The sequence below is a fragment of the Enterobacter sp. IF2SW-B1 genome (assembly GCF_001743375.1).
GTDB lineage: Bacteria > Pseudomonadota > Gammaproteobacteria > Enterobacterales > Enterobacteriaceae > Enterobacter > Enterobacter bugandensis.
The window spans coordinates 31,032-50,540 of sequence record NZ_MJAA01000002.1; the positions used below are offsets into that span (position 1 = coordinate 31,032).

A 19,509-nucleotide genomic window follows, 5' to 3' on the forward strand; every position below is an offset into this window, starting at 1 on the left:
GGATAATCCGGCCTTTTAGCAACACAGCTCTCTTACTTCTCGTTCAGGCCGAGTTTTTTCTCCAGGTAGTGGATATTGGTTCCACCATTCTGGAAGTGCTCGTCGCTCATGATACGCATCTGCAGATCAACGTTGGTTTTAATACCGTCGATGATCAGCTCCTGCAGGGCGTTCTTCATGCGGGCAATCGCCACGTCACGGTTTTCGCCGTAGCAGATGAGCTTACCGATCATTGAGTCATAGTACGGCGGTACGGTGTAACCGGCGTAGATATGAGACTCCCAGCGCACGCCAAAACCACCCGGCGCGTGGAAACGCGTGATTTTACCCGGGCTTGGCAGGAAGGTGTTCGGGTCTTCGGCGTTGATACGGCACTCTACCGCGTGGCCTTTCACCACAACTTCTTCCTGCTTGATGGACAGAGGCTGACCGGCTGCGATACGCAGCTGCTCTTTGATCAGGTCAACGCCGGTGATCATTTCGGTAACCGGGTGTTCAACCTGAATACGGGTGTTCATCTCAATGAAGTAGAACTCGCCGTTTTCGAACAGGAACTCAAAGGTACCCGCCCCGCGATAGCCGATATCAACGCACGCTTTGGCGCAACGCTCGCCGATGTAGCGACGCAGTTCCGGGGTAATGCCCGGCGCTGGCGCTTCTTCGACCACTTTCTGGTGACGACGCTGCATGGAGCAGTCACGTTCTGCCAGATAGATCGCGTTACCCTGACCGTCAGCCAGCACCTGAATTTCGATGTGGCGTGGGTTTTCCAGGTATTTTTCCATGTACACCATGTCATTGCTGAAAGCCGCTTTCGCTTCCGCTTTGGTCATGGAGATGGACTGCGCCAGTTCAGCATCGCTGCGCACAACGCGCATACCGCGACCGCCGCCGCCGCCGGACGCCTTGATGATAACCGGGTAGCCAATGCGTTTAGCATGAGCACGGTTAGCATCCATGTCGTCGGTCAGAGGGCCGTCAGAGCCTGGCACGGTTGGAACACCGGCTTTTTTCATTGCGGTGATTGCAGACACTTTGTCGCCCATCAGGCGAATGGTGTCGGCTTTCGGACCGATGAAGATAAAGCCAGAGCGTTCAACCTGCTCAGCAAAGTTGGCGTTCTCAGAGAGGAAGCCGTAACCCGGATGAATTGCCACCGCGCCGGTGATTTCAGCGGCGCTGATGATAGCCGGGATGTTCAGATAGCTTTTTACGGACGGAGCCGGGCCAATACAGACCGTCTCATCCGCCAGCAATACGTGTTTTAAATCGCGATCCGCGCTTGAGTGCACGGCCACGGTCTTGATGCCCAGTTCTTTACAGGCACGAAGAATACGCAGTGCAATCTCGCCACGGTTGGCGATAACAATTTTATCCAGCATGTTCGCCTCGTTACTCGATGACGACCAGCGGCTCGTCAAATTCAACCGGCTGACCACTTTCGACCAGAATCGCTTTCACAGTACCTGACTTGTCAGCTTCGATCTGGTTCATCATTTTCATCGCTTCAACGATGCACAGGGTATCGCCTACGTTGACTTTCTGACCCACTTCGATGAACGCCTTCGCGTCCGGGCTCGGGGTGCGGTAGAAAGTACCAACCATTGGGGAACGTACGATGTGACCACTGATTTCTGCTGCAGCGGCAGGTGCGGCTTCAGCTGCTGCTGGCGCAACGGCTGCGGAAAGCGCAGGCTGCTGCACTGGCGCAGCGTAAGCTTGCTGCATTACCGGGAAGCTAGCGGCTGGGGCTGCACGGCTGATGCGTACAGACTCTTCGCCTTCAGAAATTTCCAGTTCGGAGATGCCTGATTCTTCAACCAGCTCGATCAGTTTTTTAATCTTACGAATATCCATGAGTGGGTTCCGTACTCTTGTTTAGTGTGATTGTGACAAGCGTTTTACCGCTGTCTGTAAAGCGTATGAATAGCCGTCTGCGCCCAGTCCGCAGATAACGCCAGCAGCGATATCCGACAGATACGAATGGTGGCGGAACGGCTCTCGGGCGTGCACGTTACTCAGGTGGATCTCGATAAACGGGATACCCACCGCGAGCAGTGCGTCGCGGATAGCAACACTGGTGTGCGTAAACGCGGCCGGATTGATCAGGATATAGTTCACAGTGTCTTTAGCCTGATGAATACGGTCGATGATTGCGTACTCCGCGTTTGACTGAAAATGATCCAAATCCACATTCAGCGAGGCTGCTTCCGTGCTCAGACGGTTAACAATTTCGCTCAATGTCAGCGTGCCGTACTTCTCTGGCTCACGGGTGCCGAGCATGTTCAGGTTCGGTCCGTTTAAAACTAAGATGTGGAACTTATCAGTCATTATGCCGCTATCTCCTGCGATTTTCGGGTAAAAAACAAAATATACCGTCGAAGCGCAAATGTCACCTTTTCAGAGGCCCAAAACCGCTGTCAGGCGAACCAAGGTCGCACATTATAACGATTTCGTAGCATTTGGCAGCTAAATACTGGTCTTATCAGGGAAGATTATCAACCGCAATCCAAAAAAGATTTGCGGTTGAGAGGTAATCTGCGGGAAAACGCACAGTTTCGCGAACTATCGCAACCACTGGCGGAACTTCTTGTAACGCCATGCTAAAAGCGCCACGGCTGCCAGCGCGTAAAGGACCGGCTGCGGAGAGAGGATCTTCACCGACCACAGATAATGAATGGGGGCGAGGATCGCGACAAGATAGACGAAGTTGTGCAGCAACTGCCAGCGACGGCCCAGCTTTCGCTGCGCATATTGCGTGGATGTCAGCGCTAACGCCAGCAGGATCAGCCAGCTAACAATGCCCAGCATCAGGTAAGGGCGTGTTACCAGCTCGCGGCCAAGCAGTGTCAGATTGTTAATTCCCAGTTCCAGCAGGGCGTAACTGGTGAGGTGCAGGGTCGCCCAGGCAAAACACCATAGCCCCAAAAGCCGACGGGTGCGTATCAATAATGGCTGTTTAGCGTAGCGCGCCAGCGGCGAGACGAGCAAGGTGGCCAGTAAAAATTTCAGAGCCATCCGACCGGTAAAATGCTGGATATCCTTTGCCGGATCGGCGCTAAAGAGGCCCTGGCTGGCCGCCCAGAACAGCCAGATAAAAGGAAGTATCCCGGCTAAATGCAGCAGCACTTTCAGCCAGGTAATCTGCTTTGCCGTTAAACGCACTCAGAAGTTCTCCCGTAAATTGAGGCCACGGTAAAGGGACGCCACTTCATCCGCATACCCGTTAAACAGCAGCGTGGGCTGGCGCTTCACGTCCAGCGCGCCGCCGGAGCCAATAAAGCGTTCCGTCGCCTGCGACCAGCGGGGATGATCCACATGCGGGTTCACGTTGGCGAAGAAGCCGTATTCACCCGGCGCCGCCAGGTTCCATGTCGTCGGCGGACGTTCGCGGGTCAACTTAATGCTGACGATCGATTTAATCCCTTTGAAACCGTATTTCCACGGCACGGTTAAACGGATGGGGGCACCGTTCTGCGGCGGAAGCGCCTTGCCGTAAACGCCGACGGTCAGGAGGGTAAGGGGATGCATGGCTTCGTCAAGACGTAACCCTTCAACGTAGGGATACTCCAGCCCGCCGCCGATGAACCGGTCTTTCTGGCCCGGCATCTCGTCCGGGGCGTAGCGCGTCTGGAAGGCGACGTATTTTGCATTGCTGGTGGGTTCAACCATCGCCAGCAGCTTATGCAGCGGGAAGCCTACCCAGGGCACCACCATCGACCAGGCCTCTACGCAGCGCATGCGATAGATACGCTCTTCAAGCGGGAAGCGGGTGGTCAGATCGTGATGGTCCAGCGTCAGAGGTTTTGCCACTTCACCGTCGATTTTCAGCGTCCACGGATCGGTTTTCATGCTGCCGGCATTGGCGGCAGGATCGGCTTTATCCAGACCAAATTCGTAGAAGTTGTTGTAGCCGGTGACTTTATCTTCCGGCGTGAGCGCCAGCGTGTTTTGCCATTCGGCGGGTTTGGTAAAGGTAAGCGGGGCACCGGAAGGCGCCTTAGGGCGATCGTTGCCTTTAAACCAGTCGAGCAGGTCGGCGTGTGCCGCTGGAGAGAGCGTCAGTGCCGTGGCGCTGATGCCAAGCATTTTCAGGATCTGGCGGCGCTGTAACATAAAGACAGATTCAGACGTTACGTCGGCTTCCGTCAGTTTTCGGTTTTTCATGGCATCCTCCGTCATGCGTTTTTCTAAGCATGACGGAGGAGAAGCGTTAGCGCGAATATGTCACGAAAATTTGAAGATTAGGCGATTTTCACCAGCGCGCGGCCGTGGAACTGGTTATCCATGATTTTACTGGCATATTCAGGTGCCTGGCTGAGCGTAATTTCGGTAGCGCTCTGGGTATAGAACGATTCCGGCAAATCGCGCACCAGACGCTCCCATGCCTCTGCACGGCGAGCCGCAGGCGTCATCACGGAATCCACGCCCTGCAGGCGGACGTTACGCAGAATAAATGGCATGACGGTCGTTGGCAGGGCAAATCCCCCGGCCAGGCCGCAGGCTGCCACGCAGCCGCCGTAGTTCATCTGCGCCAGGATTTTTGCCAGCACCTTGTCACCGACGGTATCCACCGCACCTGCCCAGACCTGTTTTTCCAGCGGGCGGGTCTCGGCAAACTCATCGCGGCCAAGAATGCGGCTGGCGCCGAGCTGGCGCAGATAATCATGCGTGCTTTCACGGCCGGAAACCGCCGCAACCTGATAACCCAGCTTGTGCAGCAGCGTGACCGCCGTGCTGCCCACGCCACCGCTGGCCCCGGTCACAACAATTTCACCCGACTCGGGGCGAACACCCGCCTCTTCCAGCGCCATCACGCACAGCATGGCGGTAAAGCCTGCGGTACCAACGATCATCGCTTTGCGGCCATCTATGCCTTTCGGCATAGGCACCAGCCAGTCGCCCTTCACGCGCGCCTGCGTTGCCAGCCCGCCCCAATGATTTTCGCCCACGCCCCAGCCGGTGAGCAGCACCTGCTGGCCCGCATGAAAACGGGGATCTTCGCTGCTATGAACCCGGCCAGCAAAATCAATACCCGGCACCATAGGGAAATTTCGGATGATTTTACCCTTGCCGGTGATCGCCAGCGCATCTTTATAATTTAAACTGGACCAGTCGATGTCGACGGTGACGTCGCCTTCCGGCAGGCGAGTCTCTTCTACGTCCTGTACGGAGGCAAGCGTTTTGCCGTCCTGCTGTTCTAAGATTAAAGCCTGCATACGGGGTCCTCACGGCTCAGATGATTGGAAAAGAGTTCCTGAAGACTATACTCGCTCAGGGTAAAGCAATGCCGATTTAACGCAATAAATTGCCAGATACGCCAGGTTTGGTAGTATGCCGCATTTGAAATGCAAGTTAGCGCTTACTCGCTACCCCATCAACCCACGGAGTAATCTCAAGGATGCGATTAACGACGAAGTTCTCGGCTTTTATCACCCTGCTGACGGGGCTTACCATCTTTGTCACGCTTCTTGGTTGCTCTCTGAGCTTTTATAACGCCATTCAGGACAAACTGGTCAACCGGGTGCAGTCCGTTGCGTCGGTCATTGATACGCGTCTGCTGACCACTCCACTTCCTGAGCTATCCCGGGAGCTGGATGAGTTGATGGTGCCGGTTGATATTATTCAGGTCGACATCCAGCAGGGAAAGCATCCGGTTTTAAGCCATAAACGACAGGACAGCTATCGACCTGCGGGCGTGGTGAGCCAGTATCGGGAAGTAACGGTGCACTCCCTCAAAAATCCGGGGATGACCATACACATGGTCTACCTCGATCCGATGGCCAGCTATTTCCGTTCTATGATGACCACCGCGCCGCTCACTGTTGCCGTCGCCTTCATTATTTTGCTGATTTTTCTCGCGGTCCGCTGGCTGCGCCGCCAGCTTTCAGGCCAGGAACTGCTGGAGATTCGCTCCGTGCGCATCCTGAACGGTGAACGCGGCCCGCAGGTTCGCGGCTCGGTCCATGAATGGCCCTCACGCGCCAGCAGCGCGCTGGATACGCTGCTCTCAGAGATCCAGTTTGCCAGCGACCAGCGCAGCCGAATGGATACGCTGATCCGCTCTTATGCCGCGCAGGATAATAAAACCGGCCTTAACAACCGCCTTTTCTTTGACAATCAACTCGCCACGCTGCTCGACGACCCGGAAAAAGTGGGCACGCACGGGGTGGTGATGATGATTCGCCTGCCCGATTTCGATCTGCTGCGCGACACATGGGGGCAGCGGGCGGCGGAAGAAAATCTCTTTACGCTGATCAACCTGCTCTCCACCTTTATTATGCGCTATCCGGGGGCGCTGCTGGCCCGCTACCACCGCAGCGACTTTGCCGTATTGCTGCCGCATCGCACGTTGAAGGAATCAGAAAGCATTGCCAGCCAGCTACTTAAGGCCGTCGACGCGCTGCCGCAGAGCAAAATGCTCGACAGAGACGATATGGTCCATATGGGGATTTGCGCCTGGCGCGGCGGACAGTCGACAGAGCAGGTGATGGAGCATGCGGAAGCGGCCACCCGCAACGCGGTATTGCAAGGGGCGAACGGATGGGCGGTCTATGATGATTCGCTGCCTGAAAAAGGGCGTGGAAACGTGCGCTGGCGTACTTTGATTGAGCAAATGCTGAGTCGCGGCGGGCCGCGTATTTATCAAAAACCGGCGGTCATGAAGAACGGTTTTGTCCACCACCGGGAATTGATGTGCCGAATTTTCGACGGGACGGAAGAGGTTATTTCTGCGGAATATCTGCCGATGGTTCTGCAATTTGGGCTCTCCGAAGAGTATGACCGCCAGCAAATTACACGCTTGATTCCATTTTTATCATTCTGGCCTGAAGAGAATCTGGCGTTACAGGTTACCGTTGAGTCATTAATACGCCCGCGTTTTCAGCGCTGGCTGCGTGATACATTAATGCAATGCGAAAAATCGCAACGCAAACGCATTATTTTTGAACTTGCTGAGGCGGATGTGGGTCAACACATCAGCCGGTTGCGTCCAGTGGTCCGTTTGATCAACGCGCTCGGTGCCCGTGTCGCGGTAACGCAGGCGGGTTTAACGCTGGTCAGTACCAGCTGGATCAAGGAGCTGGATGTGGAGCTATTAAAGCTACATCCGGGGCTGGTAAGGAATATTGAGAAGCGCACGGAAAACCAGCTGCTAGTTCAGAGTCTGGTTGAAGCGTGTAAGGGAACGCGAACACAGGTATTTGCCGCAGGCGTGCGCTCCAGAGGCGAATGGCAGATGTTAACAGAGCGCGGAGTGACGGGCGGTCAGGGCGATTTTTTTGCCGCCTCTCAGCCGCTTGACACCAACGTGAAAAAATATTTGCAAAGATACTCTGTTTGACCTGCCGTTTACGTTGTTTTCACGTAGAATATCGCGCCTGTAGCTTTGAGTATGTCGAGCAAAAAGCCAGTGAACGACCTTTAATGGGTTACAAATATCAGTGAGGAACACGACTGTTTACTCAGCCCTGAGGGAGTCAGGGGATGAATTTGTAACAACAGGAAACGTACTGCACAAATTTTCACCGTTGCAGATGATTTTTGCGCCTTGTCGCTGCTGCGTGTGGTTGGTAAAGTAAGCGGATTTTGTTTTCCGCCCCAGCTTTCAGGATTATCCCTTAGTATGTTGAAAAAATTTCGTGGCATGTTTTCCAATGACCTGTCCATTGACCTGGGTACCGCGAATACCCTTATTTATGTAAAAGGACAAGGCATCGTATTGAATGAGCCTTCTGTTGTGGCCATTCGTCAGGATCGTGCAGGCTCGCCGAAAAGCGTGGCCGCAGTGGGTCATGACGCGAAGCAGATGCTGGGTCGTACCCCTGGCAACATCGCCGCTATTCGCCCAATGAAAGACGGCGTTATCGCTGATTTCTTCGTGACTGAAAAAATGCTTCAGCACTTCATCAAGCAGGTTCACAGCAACAGCTTCATGCGCCCAAGCCCGCGTGTTCTGGTGTGTGTGCCGGTTGGCGCAACCCAGGTAGAACGTCGCGCAATCCGTGAATCTGCCCAGGGTGCAGGCGCACGTGAAGTGTTCCTGATTGAAGAGCCAATGGCTGCGGCAATCGGTGCGGGTCTGCCAGTTTCTGAAGCCACCGGTTCTATGGTGGTGGATATCGGTGGTGGTACCACTGAAGTGGCCGTTATCTCACTGAACGGCGTGGTGTACTCCTCCTCCGTACGTATCGGTGGTGACCGCTTCGATGAAGCCATCATCAATTACGTGCGCCGTAATTACGGCTCTCTGATCGGTGAAGCCACCGCAGAGCGTATCAAACACGAAATCGGTTCTGCGTATCCGGGCGATGAAGTGCGTGAGATCGAAGTGCGTGGCCGTAACCTGGCGGAAGGTGTTCCACGCGGCTTTACCCTGAACTCCAACGAAATTCTGGAAGCACTGCAGGAACCACTGACGGGCATCGTGAGCGCGGTAATGGTTGCGCTGGAACAGTGCCCACCAGAGCTGGCGTCCGACATCTCCGAGCGCGGTATGGTTCTGACCGGTGGTGGTGCGCTGCTGCGTAACCTCGACCGCCTGTTGATGGAAGAGACAGGTATTCCTGTCGTAGTTGCAGAAGATCCACTGACTTGCGTCGCCCGCGGTGGTGGCAAGGCGCTGGAAATGATCGACATGCACGGCGGCGACTTGTTCAGCGAAGAGTAGTCATGGTGAAAGGGTAGCGAATCGCTACCCTTTCTCTCTGACACGAGAATACGCATAGCCTATGAAGCCAATTTTTAGCCGTGGCCCATCGCTACAGTTTCGCCTCATTCTGGCGGTTCTGGTTGCGCTTGGCGTCATTATTGCCGATAGCCGCCTCGGTACGTTCAGCCAGATCCGAACGTACATGGATACCGCCGTCAGTCCTTTCTACTTTATATCAAATGGTCCCCGTGAACTGCTCGACTCCGTTTCTCAAACGCTGTCTTCACGAGACCAGCTCGAACTTGAAAACCGGGCATTACGCCAGGAACTGCTGCTGAAAAACAGCGAACTGCTGATGCTGGGGCAATACAAGCAGGAAAACGCGCGTCTGCGTGAACTGCTCGGCTCGCCGCTGCGTCAGGACGAGCAGAAGATGGTTACCCAGGTGATCTCCACCGTGAACGACCCTTACAGCGATCAGGTTGTGATCGACAAAGGGAGCGTGAACGGGGTGTATGAAGGTCAGCCCGTCATCAGTGATAAGGGCGTAGTAGGCCAGGTCGTTGCCGTCGCCAAACTGACCAGCCGTGTGCTGCTGATTTGCGACGCCACCCACGCGCTGCCGATCCAGGTCCTGCGTAACGATATCCGCGTGATTGCGGCCGGTAACGGCTGCACGGACGATCTGCAGCTGGAACATCTGCCTGCTAACACGGACATCCGTGTCGGCGACGTGCTGGTGACGTCCGGTCTCGGTGGACGCTTCCCTGAAGGTTACCCGGTTGCGGTGGTCTCTTCGGTTAAGCTGGATACGCAGCGTGCATACACCGTGATTCAGGCCCGTCCAACCGCCGGTTTACAGCGTCTGCGCTACCTGCTGCTGCTCTGGGGTGCCGATCGTAACGGTGCTAACCCGATGACGCCTGAAGAGGTGCATCGCGTGGCGAACGAACGCCTGATGCAGATGATGCCGCAGGTTCTTCCGCCAGCGGACTCTATGGGGCCGCCTGCGCCCGTGCCTGCGCCGGCAACCGGGTTAACGCAGCCGCAGCCTGATGCGCCGCCACCGCCTAAACTCTCTTCGGGAGGGCAGTAGTGGCAAGCTATCGTAGCCAGGGACGCTGGGTCATCTGGCTCTCGTTCCTCATTGCACTGTTGCTGCAGATTATGCCCTGGCCGGATAACATTCTCGTTTTCCGGCCAAACTGGGTCTTGCTCATTTTACTTTACTGGATCCTTGCCCTGCCGCATCGCGTAAATGTCGGCACGGGTTTTGTGATGGGTGCCATACTGGATCTCATTAGTGGCTCTACGCTGGGCGTGCGCGCCCTGTCCATGAGCATTATTGCGTACCTCGTCGCACTGAAATTCCAGCTCTTCCGTAACCTCGCGCTCTGGCAACAGGCCCTGGTCGTGATGCTGTTGTCGCTTGCTGCGGATATCGTTGTTTTCTGGGCAGAGTTTTTAGTGATCAACGTCTCTTTCCGACCGGAAGTGTTCTGGAGTAGTGTAGTAAACGGTGTGCTCTGGCCGTGGCTATTCCTGCTGATGCGTAAGGTTCGCCAGCAGTTTGCTGTGCAATAAAAGGTTTCTATGACGTCTCTGTATCTTGCTTCCGGCTCCCCGCGCCGTCAGGAACTCCTGACGCAGTTAGGGGTCTCTTTTGAACGCATCGTGACCGGCATTGAAGAAAAACGTGCTGAGGGCGAAAGTGCTCAGCAGTACGTGTCTCGCCTGGCACGCGAGAAAGCGCAGGCGGGCGTGGCCTGTGTGCCGCGCGATCTGCCCGTGCTGGGAGCAGATACCATCGTTATCCTTAACGGTGAAGTCCTCGAGAAACCGCATGACGCCGACCATGCGGCGCGCATGCTGCGCAAGATGTCCGGGCAAACGCACCAGGTGATGACGGCCGTCGCGCTGGCGGACAGCCAGCACGTGCTGGATTGCCTGGTAGTTACGGATGTCACGTTCAGAGTGATTACCGACGACGAGATCGCCGCTTATATTGCCAGCGGTGAACCGATGGATAAAGCAGGTGCATACGGTATTCAAGGGTTGGGTGGCTGTTTTGTCAGGAAGATTAATGGCAGCTATCACGCCGTAGTCGGCTTACCGCTGGTGGAAACGTATGAGTTGCTGAGCAATTTTAACTCACTGCGTGAGGGAAGGGATAATTATGACGGCTGAATTGTTGGTAAACGTAACGCCATCGGAAACCCGTGTGGCCTATATTGACGGTGGCATTCTTCAGGAAATTCATATTGAGCGTGAAGCGCGGCGCGGAATAGTAGGCAATATCTACAAAGGTCGTGTCAGTCGTGTACTGCCGGGTATGCAGGCGGCTTTTGTAGATATTGGACTGGATAAGGCGGCATTTTTACATGCCTCCGACATCATGCCGCACACCGAGTGCGTCGCGGGCGAAGAGCAAAAGCAGTTTGCCGTGCGCGACATTTCCGAGCTGGTGCGTCAGGGCCAGGACTTAATGGTGCAGGTGGTGAAAGATCCCCTTGGCACCAAAGGCGCCCGTCTGACCACCGACATTACCTTACCTTCCCGCTATCTGGTCTTTATGCCCGGCGCGTCGCACGTGGGTGTCTCACAGCGTATTGAGAGCGAAAGCGAGCGCGAGCGGCTGAAGAAAGTGGTCAGCGCCTACTGCGATGAACAGGGCGGGTTTATTATCCGTACCGCTGCAGAAGGGATCAGCGAAGAAGACCTGGCGTCGGATGCGGCTTACCTGAAGCGCGTCTGGACCAAAGTGATGGAGCGTAAAAAACGCAACCAGACTCGCTACCAGCTATACGGTGAGCTGGCGCTTGCGCAGCGCGTGCTGCGTGATTTTGCCGACGCGCAGCTCGACCGCATCCGCGTGGATTCTCGCCTGACGTATGAAGCGCTGCTGGAGTTTACCGCTGAATACATCCCGGAAATGCCGGGCCTGCTGGAGCATTACACCGGGCGTCAGCCGATCTTCGATCTCTATGATGTCGAAAACGAGATCCAGCGAGCCCTGGAGCGTAAGGTTGAACTGAAGTCCGGCGGCTATCTGATCATCGATCAGACCGAAGCGATGACCACCGTCGATATCAACACCGGCGCGTTTGTCGGTCATCGCAATCTGGACGATACCATCTTCAACACCAACATCGAAGCCACGCAGGCGATTGCGCGTCAGCTTCGTCTGCGCAACCTCGGCGGCATTATCATCATCGACTTTATCGATATGAGTAATGAAGACCATCGTCGTCGTGTGCTGCACTCGCTGGAACAGGCGCTGAGTAAAGATCGCGTGAAGACCAGCATCAACGGCTTCTCGCAGCTCGGCCTGGTGGAAATGACCCGGAAACGGACCCGCGAAAGCGTGGAACATGTCCTGTGTAATGAGTGTCCAACCTGCCATGGACGCGGAACGGTAAAGACGGTTGAGACCGTCTGCTATGAAATTATGCGTGAAATCGTCCGTGTTCATCATGCCTACGACTCCGATCGTTTTCTGGTCTATGCTTCCCCTGCGGTGGCTGAAGCCCTGAAAGGCGAAGAGTCGCACGCGCTGGCGGAAGTGGAAATCTTTGTCGGCAAACAGGTAAAAGTACAAATTGAACCGCTCTATAACCAGGAGCAGTTTGACGTCGTAATGATGTAAAACGCAGTACGCTGCGTGACGAAAGCTGACAAGGAGAGATGCGTGAGGCGATTGCCGGGGATTTTAGTGCTTACAGGGGCAACGCTGGTCGTGATTGTCGCGTTGCTCGTGAGCGGGCTACGCCTCGTTTTACCGCATCTGGACAGCTGGCGTCCGCAGCTGCTGGCGAAAATCGAATCCACCACCGGCGTGCCGGTCGACGTAAGCCAGGTTAGCGCCAGCTGGCAGAATTTTGGCCCGACGCTGGATGTCCGTGACATCAAGGCCAGCCTGAAAGATGGCGGTCATCTCAAAATCAAACGCGTAACCCTGGCGCTGGACGTCTGGCAAAGCCTGCTGCATCTGCGCTGGCAGTTTCGCGATCTCACCTTTTATCAACTCCAGTTTCTGACCAATACGCCGCTGACGGGCGGTGATAACAATCAGGGCCTGGAAGCCAACCGCTTCAGCGATCTCTTCCTCCGCCAGTTCGATCATTTCGATCTGCGCGACAGCGAAGTGAGCTTTATTACCCTTTCTGGCCAGCGCGCCGAACTGGCGATCCCGCAGCTGACCTGGCTTAACGGCAAGGATCGACACCGCGCCGAGGGGCAGGTCAATCTTTCCAGCCTGAACGGCCAGCACGGCGTCATGCAGGTGCGTATGGACTTGCGTGACGATGACGGCCTGTTAAACAACGGCAAAGTCTGGCTGCAGGCCGACGATGTGGATGTAAAGCCCTGGCTCGGCGACTGGCTGCAGCAAAACATGCAGCTGGAAACCGCCCGTTTCAGCCTTGAGGGCTGGATGACCCTGACGAAAGGGAAATTTGCCAGCGGCGATATCTGGCTGAAGCAAGGGGGCGCGAGCTGGAAGGGTGAAAGACAGCAGCATCAGCTTTCCGTCGATAACCTCACCGCGCACGTGACGCAGGAAAAAGAGGGCTGGCAGTTCGCCATCCCGGATACGCGCATCACGATGGACGGCAAGCCGTGGCCGCGCGGTGCGTTGACGCTGGCCTGGATGCCGGAGCAGGACGTGGGCGGCGCGGCGAGTAAACGCAGCGATGAGCTGCGCATCCGCGCCAGTAACCTGGATTTGGCGGCCATTGAAGGCCTGCGCTCCATGGCGGCAAAGCTCTCTCCGGACCTGGGCGAGATCTGGCTGGCAACGCAGCCGAGCGGAAAAATTGATTCTCTGGCGCTGGATATCCCGCTTCAGGCGACGGAAAAAACCCGTTTCCAGGCAACATGGAAAGATCTTGCCTGGAAGCAGTGGAAGATGCTGCCGGGCGCGGAGCATTTCAGCGGCAAGCTGGAAGGCAGCGTGGAGAACGGCAGGCTGACGGCCGATATGCACAACGCTAAAATGCCTTACGAGACGGTCTTCCGCGCGCCGCTGGAAATTGAGCAGGGCAGCGCGGTGCTTAACTGGCTCCGTAACGATAAGGGCTTCCAGCTTGATGGTCGCCATATCGACGTCAAAGCCAAAGCGGTACACGCGCGGGGTGACTTCCGCTATTTACAGCCGCAGGGTGACGAACCGTGGCTGGGCATTCTGGCCGGGATCAGTACCGATGACGGTTCTCAGGCCTGGCGCTATTTCCCGGAAAATCTGATGGGTAAAGCGCTGGTCGACTATCTGAGCGGCGCAATTCAGGGCGGTCAGGCGGAAAACGCCACGCTGGTCTACGGCGGTAACCCGCATCTTTTCCCGTACAAACATAATGAGGGGCAGTTCCAGGTGCTGGTGCCGCTGCACGACGCCACCTTCGCGTTCCAGCCGGGCTGGCCCGCGCTGAAAAACCTGGATATCGAGCTTAACTTCCTCAACGACGGATTATGGATGAAGGCGGACAGCGTTGCGCTGGGAGGCGTAACGGCCAGCAACCTGACGGCCAACATCCCGGACTACTCAAAAGAGAAGCTGCTGATTGATGCCGACATCAACGGCCCGGGGAAAGCGGTGGGGCCGTACTTTGAGGAGACGCCACTCAAAGAGTCGCTGGCGGCGACCCTTCAGCAGCTCCAGCTCGATGGCGATGTGAATGCTCGCTTACATCTTGATATCCCGCTGGACGGTGAAATGACCACCGCCAAAGGTGACGTCCGTCTGAAGAACAACAGCCTGTACATTAAACCGCTTGATAGCACCCTGAAAGACCTCAGCGGACAGTTCAGCTTTGTGAACGGTAATTTGAAAAGCGAACCGCTGACCGCCAGCTGGTTTAATCAGCCGGTGAATATCGACTTCTCAACAGCCGAGGGGCAAAAGGCTTATCAGGTGGCCGTTAATCTGGACGGCAACTGGCAGCCGTCGCGTATGGACGTCCTGCCGAAGCCGATTGAGGCGTCAGTAGCGGGCGCGGTCGCCTGGCAGGGCAAAGTGGCAATCGACCTGCCTTATCACGCGGGTGCACACTATAAGGTCGACATTACGGGTGACCTGAAGAATCTTCAAAGCCAGCTGCCTGCGCCGCTGGATAAACAGGCCGGACAGCCGCTGCCGGTGAAGCTTAACGTGGATGGCAATCTGGACAGCTTCGCGCTGACCGGAAGCGCGGGCGGAACAAACCACTTTAACAGCCGCTGGCTGCTTAACCGCAAGCTTACCCTCGACAAAGCCATCTGGACGACGGACAGCAAAACCACGCCGCCGTTGCCTGAGCATGCGGGCGTTGAGCTGAATCTCCCGCCGATGGACGGCGCGGAGTGGCTGGCGCTGTTTCAGAAAGGCGTTGGGCAAAACGTTGATGAGGCCGCCCAGTTCCCGCAGACCATTACCGTACGTACGCCGTCGCTGATGCTGGGCGGACAGCAGTGGAACAATCTGAGCATTGTCTCCCAGCCAACCGCTAACGGCTCAAAAGTGGAGGCGCAGGGCCGGGAAATCAACGGCACGCTGACCATGCGCAATAACGCGCCGTGGCAGGCAGCGATCCGCTATCTCTACTACAACCCGGCTGCCGCGAGTAAAGATAAACCGGCGAATACATCGCCGCTGAGTAATACTACCCGCGTCGATTTTAGCGGCTGGCCCGATCTGCAGCTGCGCTGCGCGGAGTGCTGGCTGTGGGGGCAAAAATATGGCCGTATCGACGGTGATTTTGCCATCCAGGGGAATACGCTCAAGCTCTCCGGCGGATTGATCGACACCGGCTTTGGCCGCATGACGGCGGGTGGAGAGTGGGTGAATAACCCGGGCGAGCAGCGCACGTCCCTGAAGGGCGACATTAAAGGCAACAAGCTGGATGCGGCAGCCAACTTCTTTGGCATCAGCACGCCGCTGCGCGGCTCCTCGTTTAACGTTAATTACGATCTTCACTGGCGTGCCGCGCCGTGGACACCGGACGAAGCGTCACTGAACGGTATTCTGAAAACACACTTTGGCAAAGGTGAGATCGCCGACGTGAGCACGGGGCGTGCCGGGCAGATCCTGCGTCTGCTGAGCGACACGCTGGTGGATGGGCTGGAAGCGGACATCGCCATGAAAGGCTCAGTCAACCTCGTGCGTCGCGAACTTGATATGGAAGCCGTGGTGGCGCCGGAAATTTCCGCCAGCGTGGGCGTGGCGGCGGCCTTTGTGGTTAACCCGATTGTCGGTGCGGCGGTGTTTGCCGCCAGTAAAGTGCTGGGGCCGCTGTGGAGCAAGGTCTCCATTCTGCGCTACCGCATTACCGGTCCGGTGGATAAACCGCAGATTAACGAGGTGCTGCGCCAGCCGCGCAAAGATGCACAGCAATGATTTGACGTGGGCTGGTAATTGCCTCACTCTCAATAAATACGATCTTTATACCGCCACGGGCGGCAACGAACGAGTAGCAATACGATGAGTCTGAACCTGGTAAGTGAACATTTGCTCGCAGCGAACGGCCTGAGCCATCAGGACCTGTTCTCCATTCTTGGTCAACTGACCGAACGCCGTCTCGACTACGGCGATCTCTATTTCCAGTCGAGCTATCACGAATCCTGGGTTTTAGAAGACAGCATCATCAAAGATGGCTCATATAACATTGACCAGGGCGTCGGCGTGCGCGCCATCAGCGGCGAAAAAACCGGTTTTGCCTATGCCGACCAGATTAGCCTGGCCGCGCTTGAGCAGAGCGCTCAGGCCGCGCGTACCATTGTGCGCGATGCCGGCGACGGTCGCGTGAAAACCCTGGGTGAAGTGCAGCACTCCGCGCTTTATACCAGCATCGACCCGCTGCAGAGCATGAGCCGCGAAGAGAAGCTGGACATCCTGCGCCGCGTGGACAAAGTGGCCCGCGCGGCCGACAAACGTGTTCAGGAAGTCTCCGCCAGCCTGAGCGGTGTGTATGAACTGATTCTGGTGGCGGCAACGGACGGTACTCTGGCGGCCGATGTGCGTCCGCTGGTGCGTCTCTCCATCAGCGTGCAGGTCGATGACAACGGCAAACGCGAGCGCGGCTCAAGCGGCGGCGGCGGTCGTTTCGGCTATGACTGGTTCCTGGGTGATGTTGACGGCGAAGCGCGCGCTGACGCGTGGGCTAAAGAAGCCGTGCGCATGGCGCTGGTGAATCTTAATGCTGTTGCGGCGCCGGCCGGGACGTTCCCGGTGGTGCTGGGCGCAGGCTGGCCGGGCGTGCTGCTGCACGAAGCGGTGGGCCACGGTCTGGAAGGCGATTTTAACCGTCGTGGGACGTCCGTGTTCAGCGGCCAGATCGGACAGCTCGTCTCCTCTGAGCTTTGCACCGTAGTGGATGATGGCACCATGCTTGACCGCCGCGGCTCGATTTCTATCGACGATGAAGGTACGCCAGGCCAGTACAACGTGCTGATCGAAAACGGCGTGCTGAAAGGCTACATGCAGGACAAACTCAACGCGCGCCTGATGGGCGTAGCGCCAACGGGTAACGGCCGCCGTGAATCTTACGCGCACCTGCCGATGCCGCGCATGACCAACACCTATATGCTGCCGGGCAAATCCACGCCGCAGGAGATTATCGAATCCGTGGATTACGGTATCTTTGCGCCAAACTTTGGCGGCGGCCAGGTGGATATCACCTCCGGTAAGTTTGTCTTCTCGACCTCAGAAGCGTATCTGATCGAGAAGGGCAAAGTGACCAAAGCGGTGAAAGGCGCGACGCTGATCGGCTCCGGTATTGAAGCCATGCAGCAGATTTCCATGGTCGGTAACGATCTGAAGCTGGATAACGGCGTGGGTGTTTGCGGTAAAGAAGGCCAGAGCCTGCCGGTTGGCGTGGGTCAGCCAACGCTGAAAGTGGATAATCTGACGGTGGGCGGCACGGCCTGACCTGAGCAAACATAAAAAATGGCGCTACAGATGTAGCGCCATTTTTTTAACGTAAGTTACCCAGCGGGATCTCCGGATCCGGCTCGTGAGTAATGCGGTTACGCAAGTCACGTCGAATGATTTCGATCGACCAGAACCAGACCAGATGACCCACGATCTCTGACACGTGTTCATACCAGGGCAGATCAAACAGCGGTGGCGTCAGCCCCATCAGCGGGAAGGAGAGCATGTGAACAAAAAGCTGTGCCAATGCACCCGCCAGCAAACCCTGCCAGAGTTTAATTTTCGGGAAGACTTCAGCAACGACACAATACCCAACCGCGAAGACGATTGAGAAAATAATATGCGTTACGCCGACCCAGTTAAATATATGTCCGGCAAAGGTATAAACTGCTGCGTTAGGATCAACTACGCCCAGCCAGTCGCGTAAAAAAACATAGGGTGGATTTAAAAAATTGCGGGAGCAATCTATCTGGCCTGCGGCTCTTATTAATTGCTCAGGGCCGCATGCGCCGGTAAATAAATCGGTGGGACTGCGTGGCGGGAGTGGTACCTCGGCTCCCCATTTGACAAACGCGGAGACAATTCCTGCAATTAAGCCAATGAACGCGGCGAGTCCGTAGCGCCTGCGTGACGGCGGTGTTTGTTCAAATAGATTCATTTCGTTTCCTTGTTTAACGTCATCCTGCGGAATACATTTTATTATTCAAATCAGCAACAAAATAATAACAGTCTGAATGCCAGACTGTTTATAAGGTAAAGGGCAGGCGGCGGCAGTGTCAATTCGCTATTCTTGATAGAAGCTAAAGAATATCCCTGGATGAAGGCCAGCTTCATCCTGAAATATTAATGGCGCGGATATTTCAGAAATTAATTACTTATTCCTTTCTTCTTCCGCGCATTCCCTGAAACAGCTCTGCTACGTCGACAAAATAGTCGGTCAGATAGTTAATACACACCTGTACTTTGAGGGGCAGCTTGTCCTTCTCGGTATACAGGGCGTAGACCGGGCGTGGATCGGACTGATAGCGCGGGAAGAGGATCTCCAGCACGCCGCTGTTGATCTCATTGATCACCCACATCAGCGGCACGTAGGCGATCCCGGCGCCGGCCACCAGCCAGCGCGAAATGGTCATCGGATCGTTGGTGACGAACCGGCCTTCCGGCAGCAGCCTGGTGGAGATCCCTTCCGGAGCAATCAGCTCAAATTCATTATCGGGGCGGACGCTGTACTCCAGCCAGGAGTGGTTAGCGAGATCGGCAGGTTTCTCGGGCACACCGTACTGCGCCAGATAGCTCTTCGAGGCACAGACCACCATCGGCATGCTTCCGAGGCGACGTGAGAACAGGCTGGAGTCCTGCAACGCGCCAACGCGGATCACCACGTCTAATCCATCGGCGATCAGGTCTGGGGCAGGGATGCCCGTCACCAGATTGACGGTAAGCCCAGGGTACTCTTTCAGCATGTCCGCCGTCATGGCAGCGAGAACATTTTGTGCCATAGTTGAAGAACACCCTATACGCAGCGTGCCGATGGGCGTGTTGTTAAAGGCATAGAGTTGCTCGTGAACATCCTGCACTTCATGCAGCATGCGGCGACAGCCCTGATAGTAAATTTTACCGGCTTCCGTCAACCCGATGCTGCGGGTGCTGCGGTTGAGCAGCTTAACCTGAAGCTCATCTTCCAGTTTGGACACCGTCTGGCTGATGGATGAGACGCTCATCTGAAGCTGGCGCGCAGCGGCGGTAAATGAGCCGAGTTCAACCACTTTGGCGAAGACGGACATGCGTTTTAAACGTTCCATTGTTCACTCTGGCTTAAAAGTGATTTAGATCACATATGATAGATAACAGCATAACAGTTACGTTAATATATTATTAATTACATAACGGCTGCGCCATTCTCGCCCTGCGTTTCTAGCTCTCCTGCGATGGCGTGCGCTAAAAAATTCTGAAGCCT

General features: G+C 56.0%; 16 protein-coding genes. 8 read left to right on the forward strand and 8 right to left on the reverse strand.

The window, feature by feature from the left end; genetic code table 11:
- Nucleotides 1-32 precede the first annotated feature (32 nt).
- The 6 genes from accC to A6013_RS04510 all read right to left on the reverse strand — a co-directional run bounded on the left by accC (nucleotide 33) and on the right by A6013_RS04510 (nucleotide 5,219).
- On the reverse strand, nucleotides 33-1,382 hold the full coding sequence (gene accC, locus A6013_RS04485; RefSeq protein ID WP_003860388.1) for an acetyl-CoA carboxylase biotin carboxylase subunit: 1,350 nt from the start codon (nucleotides 1,380-1,382) through the stop codon (nucleotides 33-35).
- A gap of 10 nt (nucleotides 1,383-1,392) precedes the next feature.
- Complete coding sequence (accB, locus tag A6013_RS04490) at nucleotides 1,393-1,857, reverse strand: acetyl-CoA carboxylase biotin carboxyl carrier protein (RefSeq protein ID WP_008502856.1); 465 nt, start codon at nucleotides 1,855-1,857, stop codon at nucleotides 1,393-1,395.
- A gap of 21 nt (nucleotides 1,858-1,878) precedes the next feature.
- Nucleotides 1,879-2,331 carry a type II 3-dehydroquinate dehydratase gene (gene aroQ / locus A6013_RS04495; RefSeq protein ID WP_069732641.1) on the reverse strand — a complete coding sequence of 151 codons (453 nt, stop codon included), beginning with the start codon at nucleotides 2,329-2,331 and terminating at the stop codon, nucleotides 1,879-1,881.
- Between the two features lie 234 nt (nucleotides 2,332-2,565).
- Nucleotides 2,566-3,165, reverse strand: a complete 600-nt coding sequence (gene msrQ / locus A6013_RS04500) for a protein-methionine-sulfoxide reductase heme-binding subunit MsrQ (RefSeq protein WP_028014609.1) — start codon at nucleotides 3,163-3,165, stop codon at nucleotides 2,566-2,568.
- Nucleotides 3,166-4,167, reverse strand: coding sequence for a protein-methionine-sulfoxide reductase catalytic subunit MsrP (gene msrP / locus A6013_RS04505; RefSeq protein ID WP_028014608.1), 1,002 nt, complete (start codon nucleotides 4,165-4,167; stop codon nucleotides 3,166-3,168).
- A 77-nt stretch (nucleotides 4,168-4,244) separates the two neighbouring features.
- Nucleotides 4,245-5,219: an MDR family oxidoreductase gene (locus A6013_RS04510; RefSeq protein ID WP_069732642.1), complete on the reverse strand. Its 975-nt coding sequence runs from the start codon at nucleotides 5,217-5,219 to the stop codon at nucleotides 4,245-4,247.
- Between the two features lie 182 nt (nucleotides 5,220-5,401).
- Here A6013_RS04510 and csrD point away from each other — a divergent pair, with 182 nt between their 5' ends.
- The 8 genes from csrD to tldD all read left to right on the forward strand — a co-directional run bounded on the left by csrD (nucleotide 5,402) and on the right by tldD (nucleotide 17,549).
- A complete protein-coding gene (csrD, locus tag A6013_RS04515) occupies nucleotides 5,402-7,342 on the forward strand; it encodes an RNase E specificity factor CsrD (protein WP_069732643.1) in 1,941 nt (646 codons plus the stop codon).
- Between the two features lie 282 nt (nucleotides 7,343-7,624).
- The gene (gene mreB, locus A6013_RS04520) at nucleotides 7,625-8,668 is read left to right on the forward strand and encodes a rod shape-determining protein MreB (RefSeq protein WP_000913396.1); all 1,044 of its coding nucleotides are present in this window, start codon (nucleotides 7,625-7,627) and stop codon (nucleotides 8,666-8,668) included.
- Between the two features lie 61 nt (nucleotides 8,669-8,729).
- Complete coding sequence (gene mreC / locus A6013_RS04525) at nucleotides 8,730-9,746, forward strand: rod shape-determining protein MreC (protein ID WP_028014605.1); 1,017 nt, start codon at nucleotides 8,730-8,732, stop codon at nucleotides 9,744-9,746.
- Nucleotides 9,746-10,234 (forward strand): rod shape-determining protein MreD, encoded by a 489-nt coding sequence (gene mreD, locus A6013_RS04530; RefSeq protein WP_008502849.1) that lies wholly within the window; start codon nucleotides 9,746-9,748, stop codon nucleotides 10,232-10,234. The genes mreC and mreD overlap by 1 nt, the downstream gene beginning before the upstream one ends.
- Before the next feature lie 9 nt (nucleotides 10,235-10,243).
- Nucleotides 10,244-10,837, forward strand: coding sequence for a nucleoside triphosphate pyrophosphatase (locus tag A6013_RS04535; RefSeq protein ID WP_028014604.1), 594 nt, complete (start codon nucleotides 10,244-10,246; stop codon nucleotides 10,835-10,837).
- Entirely contained in the window at nucleotides 10,827-12,296 is a 1,470-nt protein-coding gene (gene rng / locus A6013_RS04540) for a ribonuclease G (protein ID WP_008502847.1), read from the forward strand. The genes A6013_RS04535 and rng overlap by 11 nt, the downstream gene beginning before the upstream one ends.
- A gap of 42 nt (nucleotides 12,297-12,338) precedes the next feature.
- Nucleotides 12,339-16,019 carry an AsmA2 domain-containing protein YhdP gene (gene yhdP / locus A6013_RS04545; protein ID WP_069732644.1) on the forward strand — a complete coding sequence of 1,227 codons (3,681 nt, stop codon included), beginning with the start codon at nucleotides 12,339-12,341 and terminating at the stop codon, nucleotides 16,017-16,019.
- An 84-nt stretch (nucleotides 16,020-16,103) separates the two neighbouring features.
- The gene (tldD, locus tag A6013_RS04550; protein ID WP_028014602.1) at nucleotides 16,104-17,549 is read left to right on the forward strand and encodes a metalloprotease TldD; all 1,446 of its coding nucleotides are present in this window, start codon (nucleotides 16,104-16,106) and stop codon (nucleotides 17,547-17,549) included.
- A gap of 46 nt (nucleotides 17,550-17,595) precedes the next feature.
- Here tldD and A6013_RS04555 read toward each other — a convergent pair whose 3' ends face one another.
- The gene (locus tag A6013_RS04555; protein ID WP_032644925.1) at nucleotides 17,596-18,210 is read right to left on the reverse strand and encodes a YagU family protein; all 615 of its coding nucleotides are present in this window, start codon (nucleotides 18,208-18,210) and stop codon (nucleotides 17,596-17,598) included.
- Nucleotides 18,211-18,427: 217 nt separating this feature from the next.
- Entirely contained in the window at nucleotides 18,428-19,354 is a 927-nt protein-coding gene (gene aaeR / locus A6013_RS04560; RefSeq protein ID WP_028014600.1) for an HTH-type transcriptional activator AaeR, read from the reverse strand.
- Between the last annotated feature and the right edge of the window lie 155 nt (nucleotides 19,355-19,509).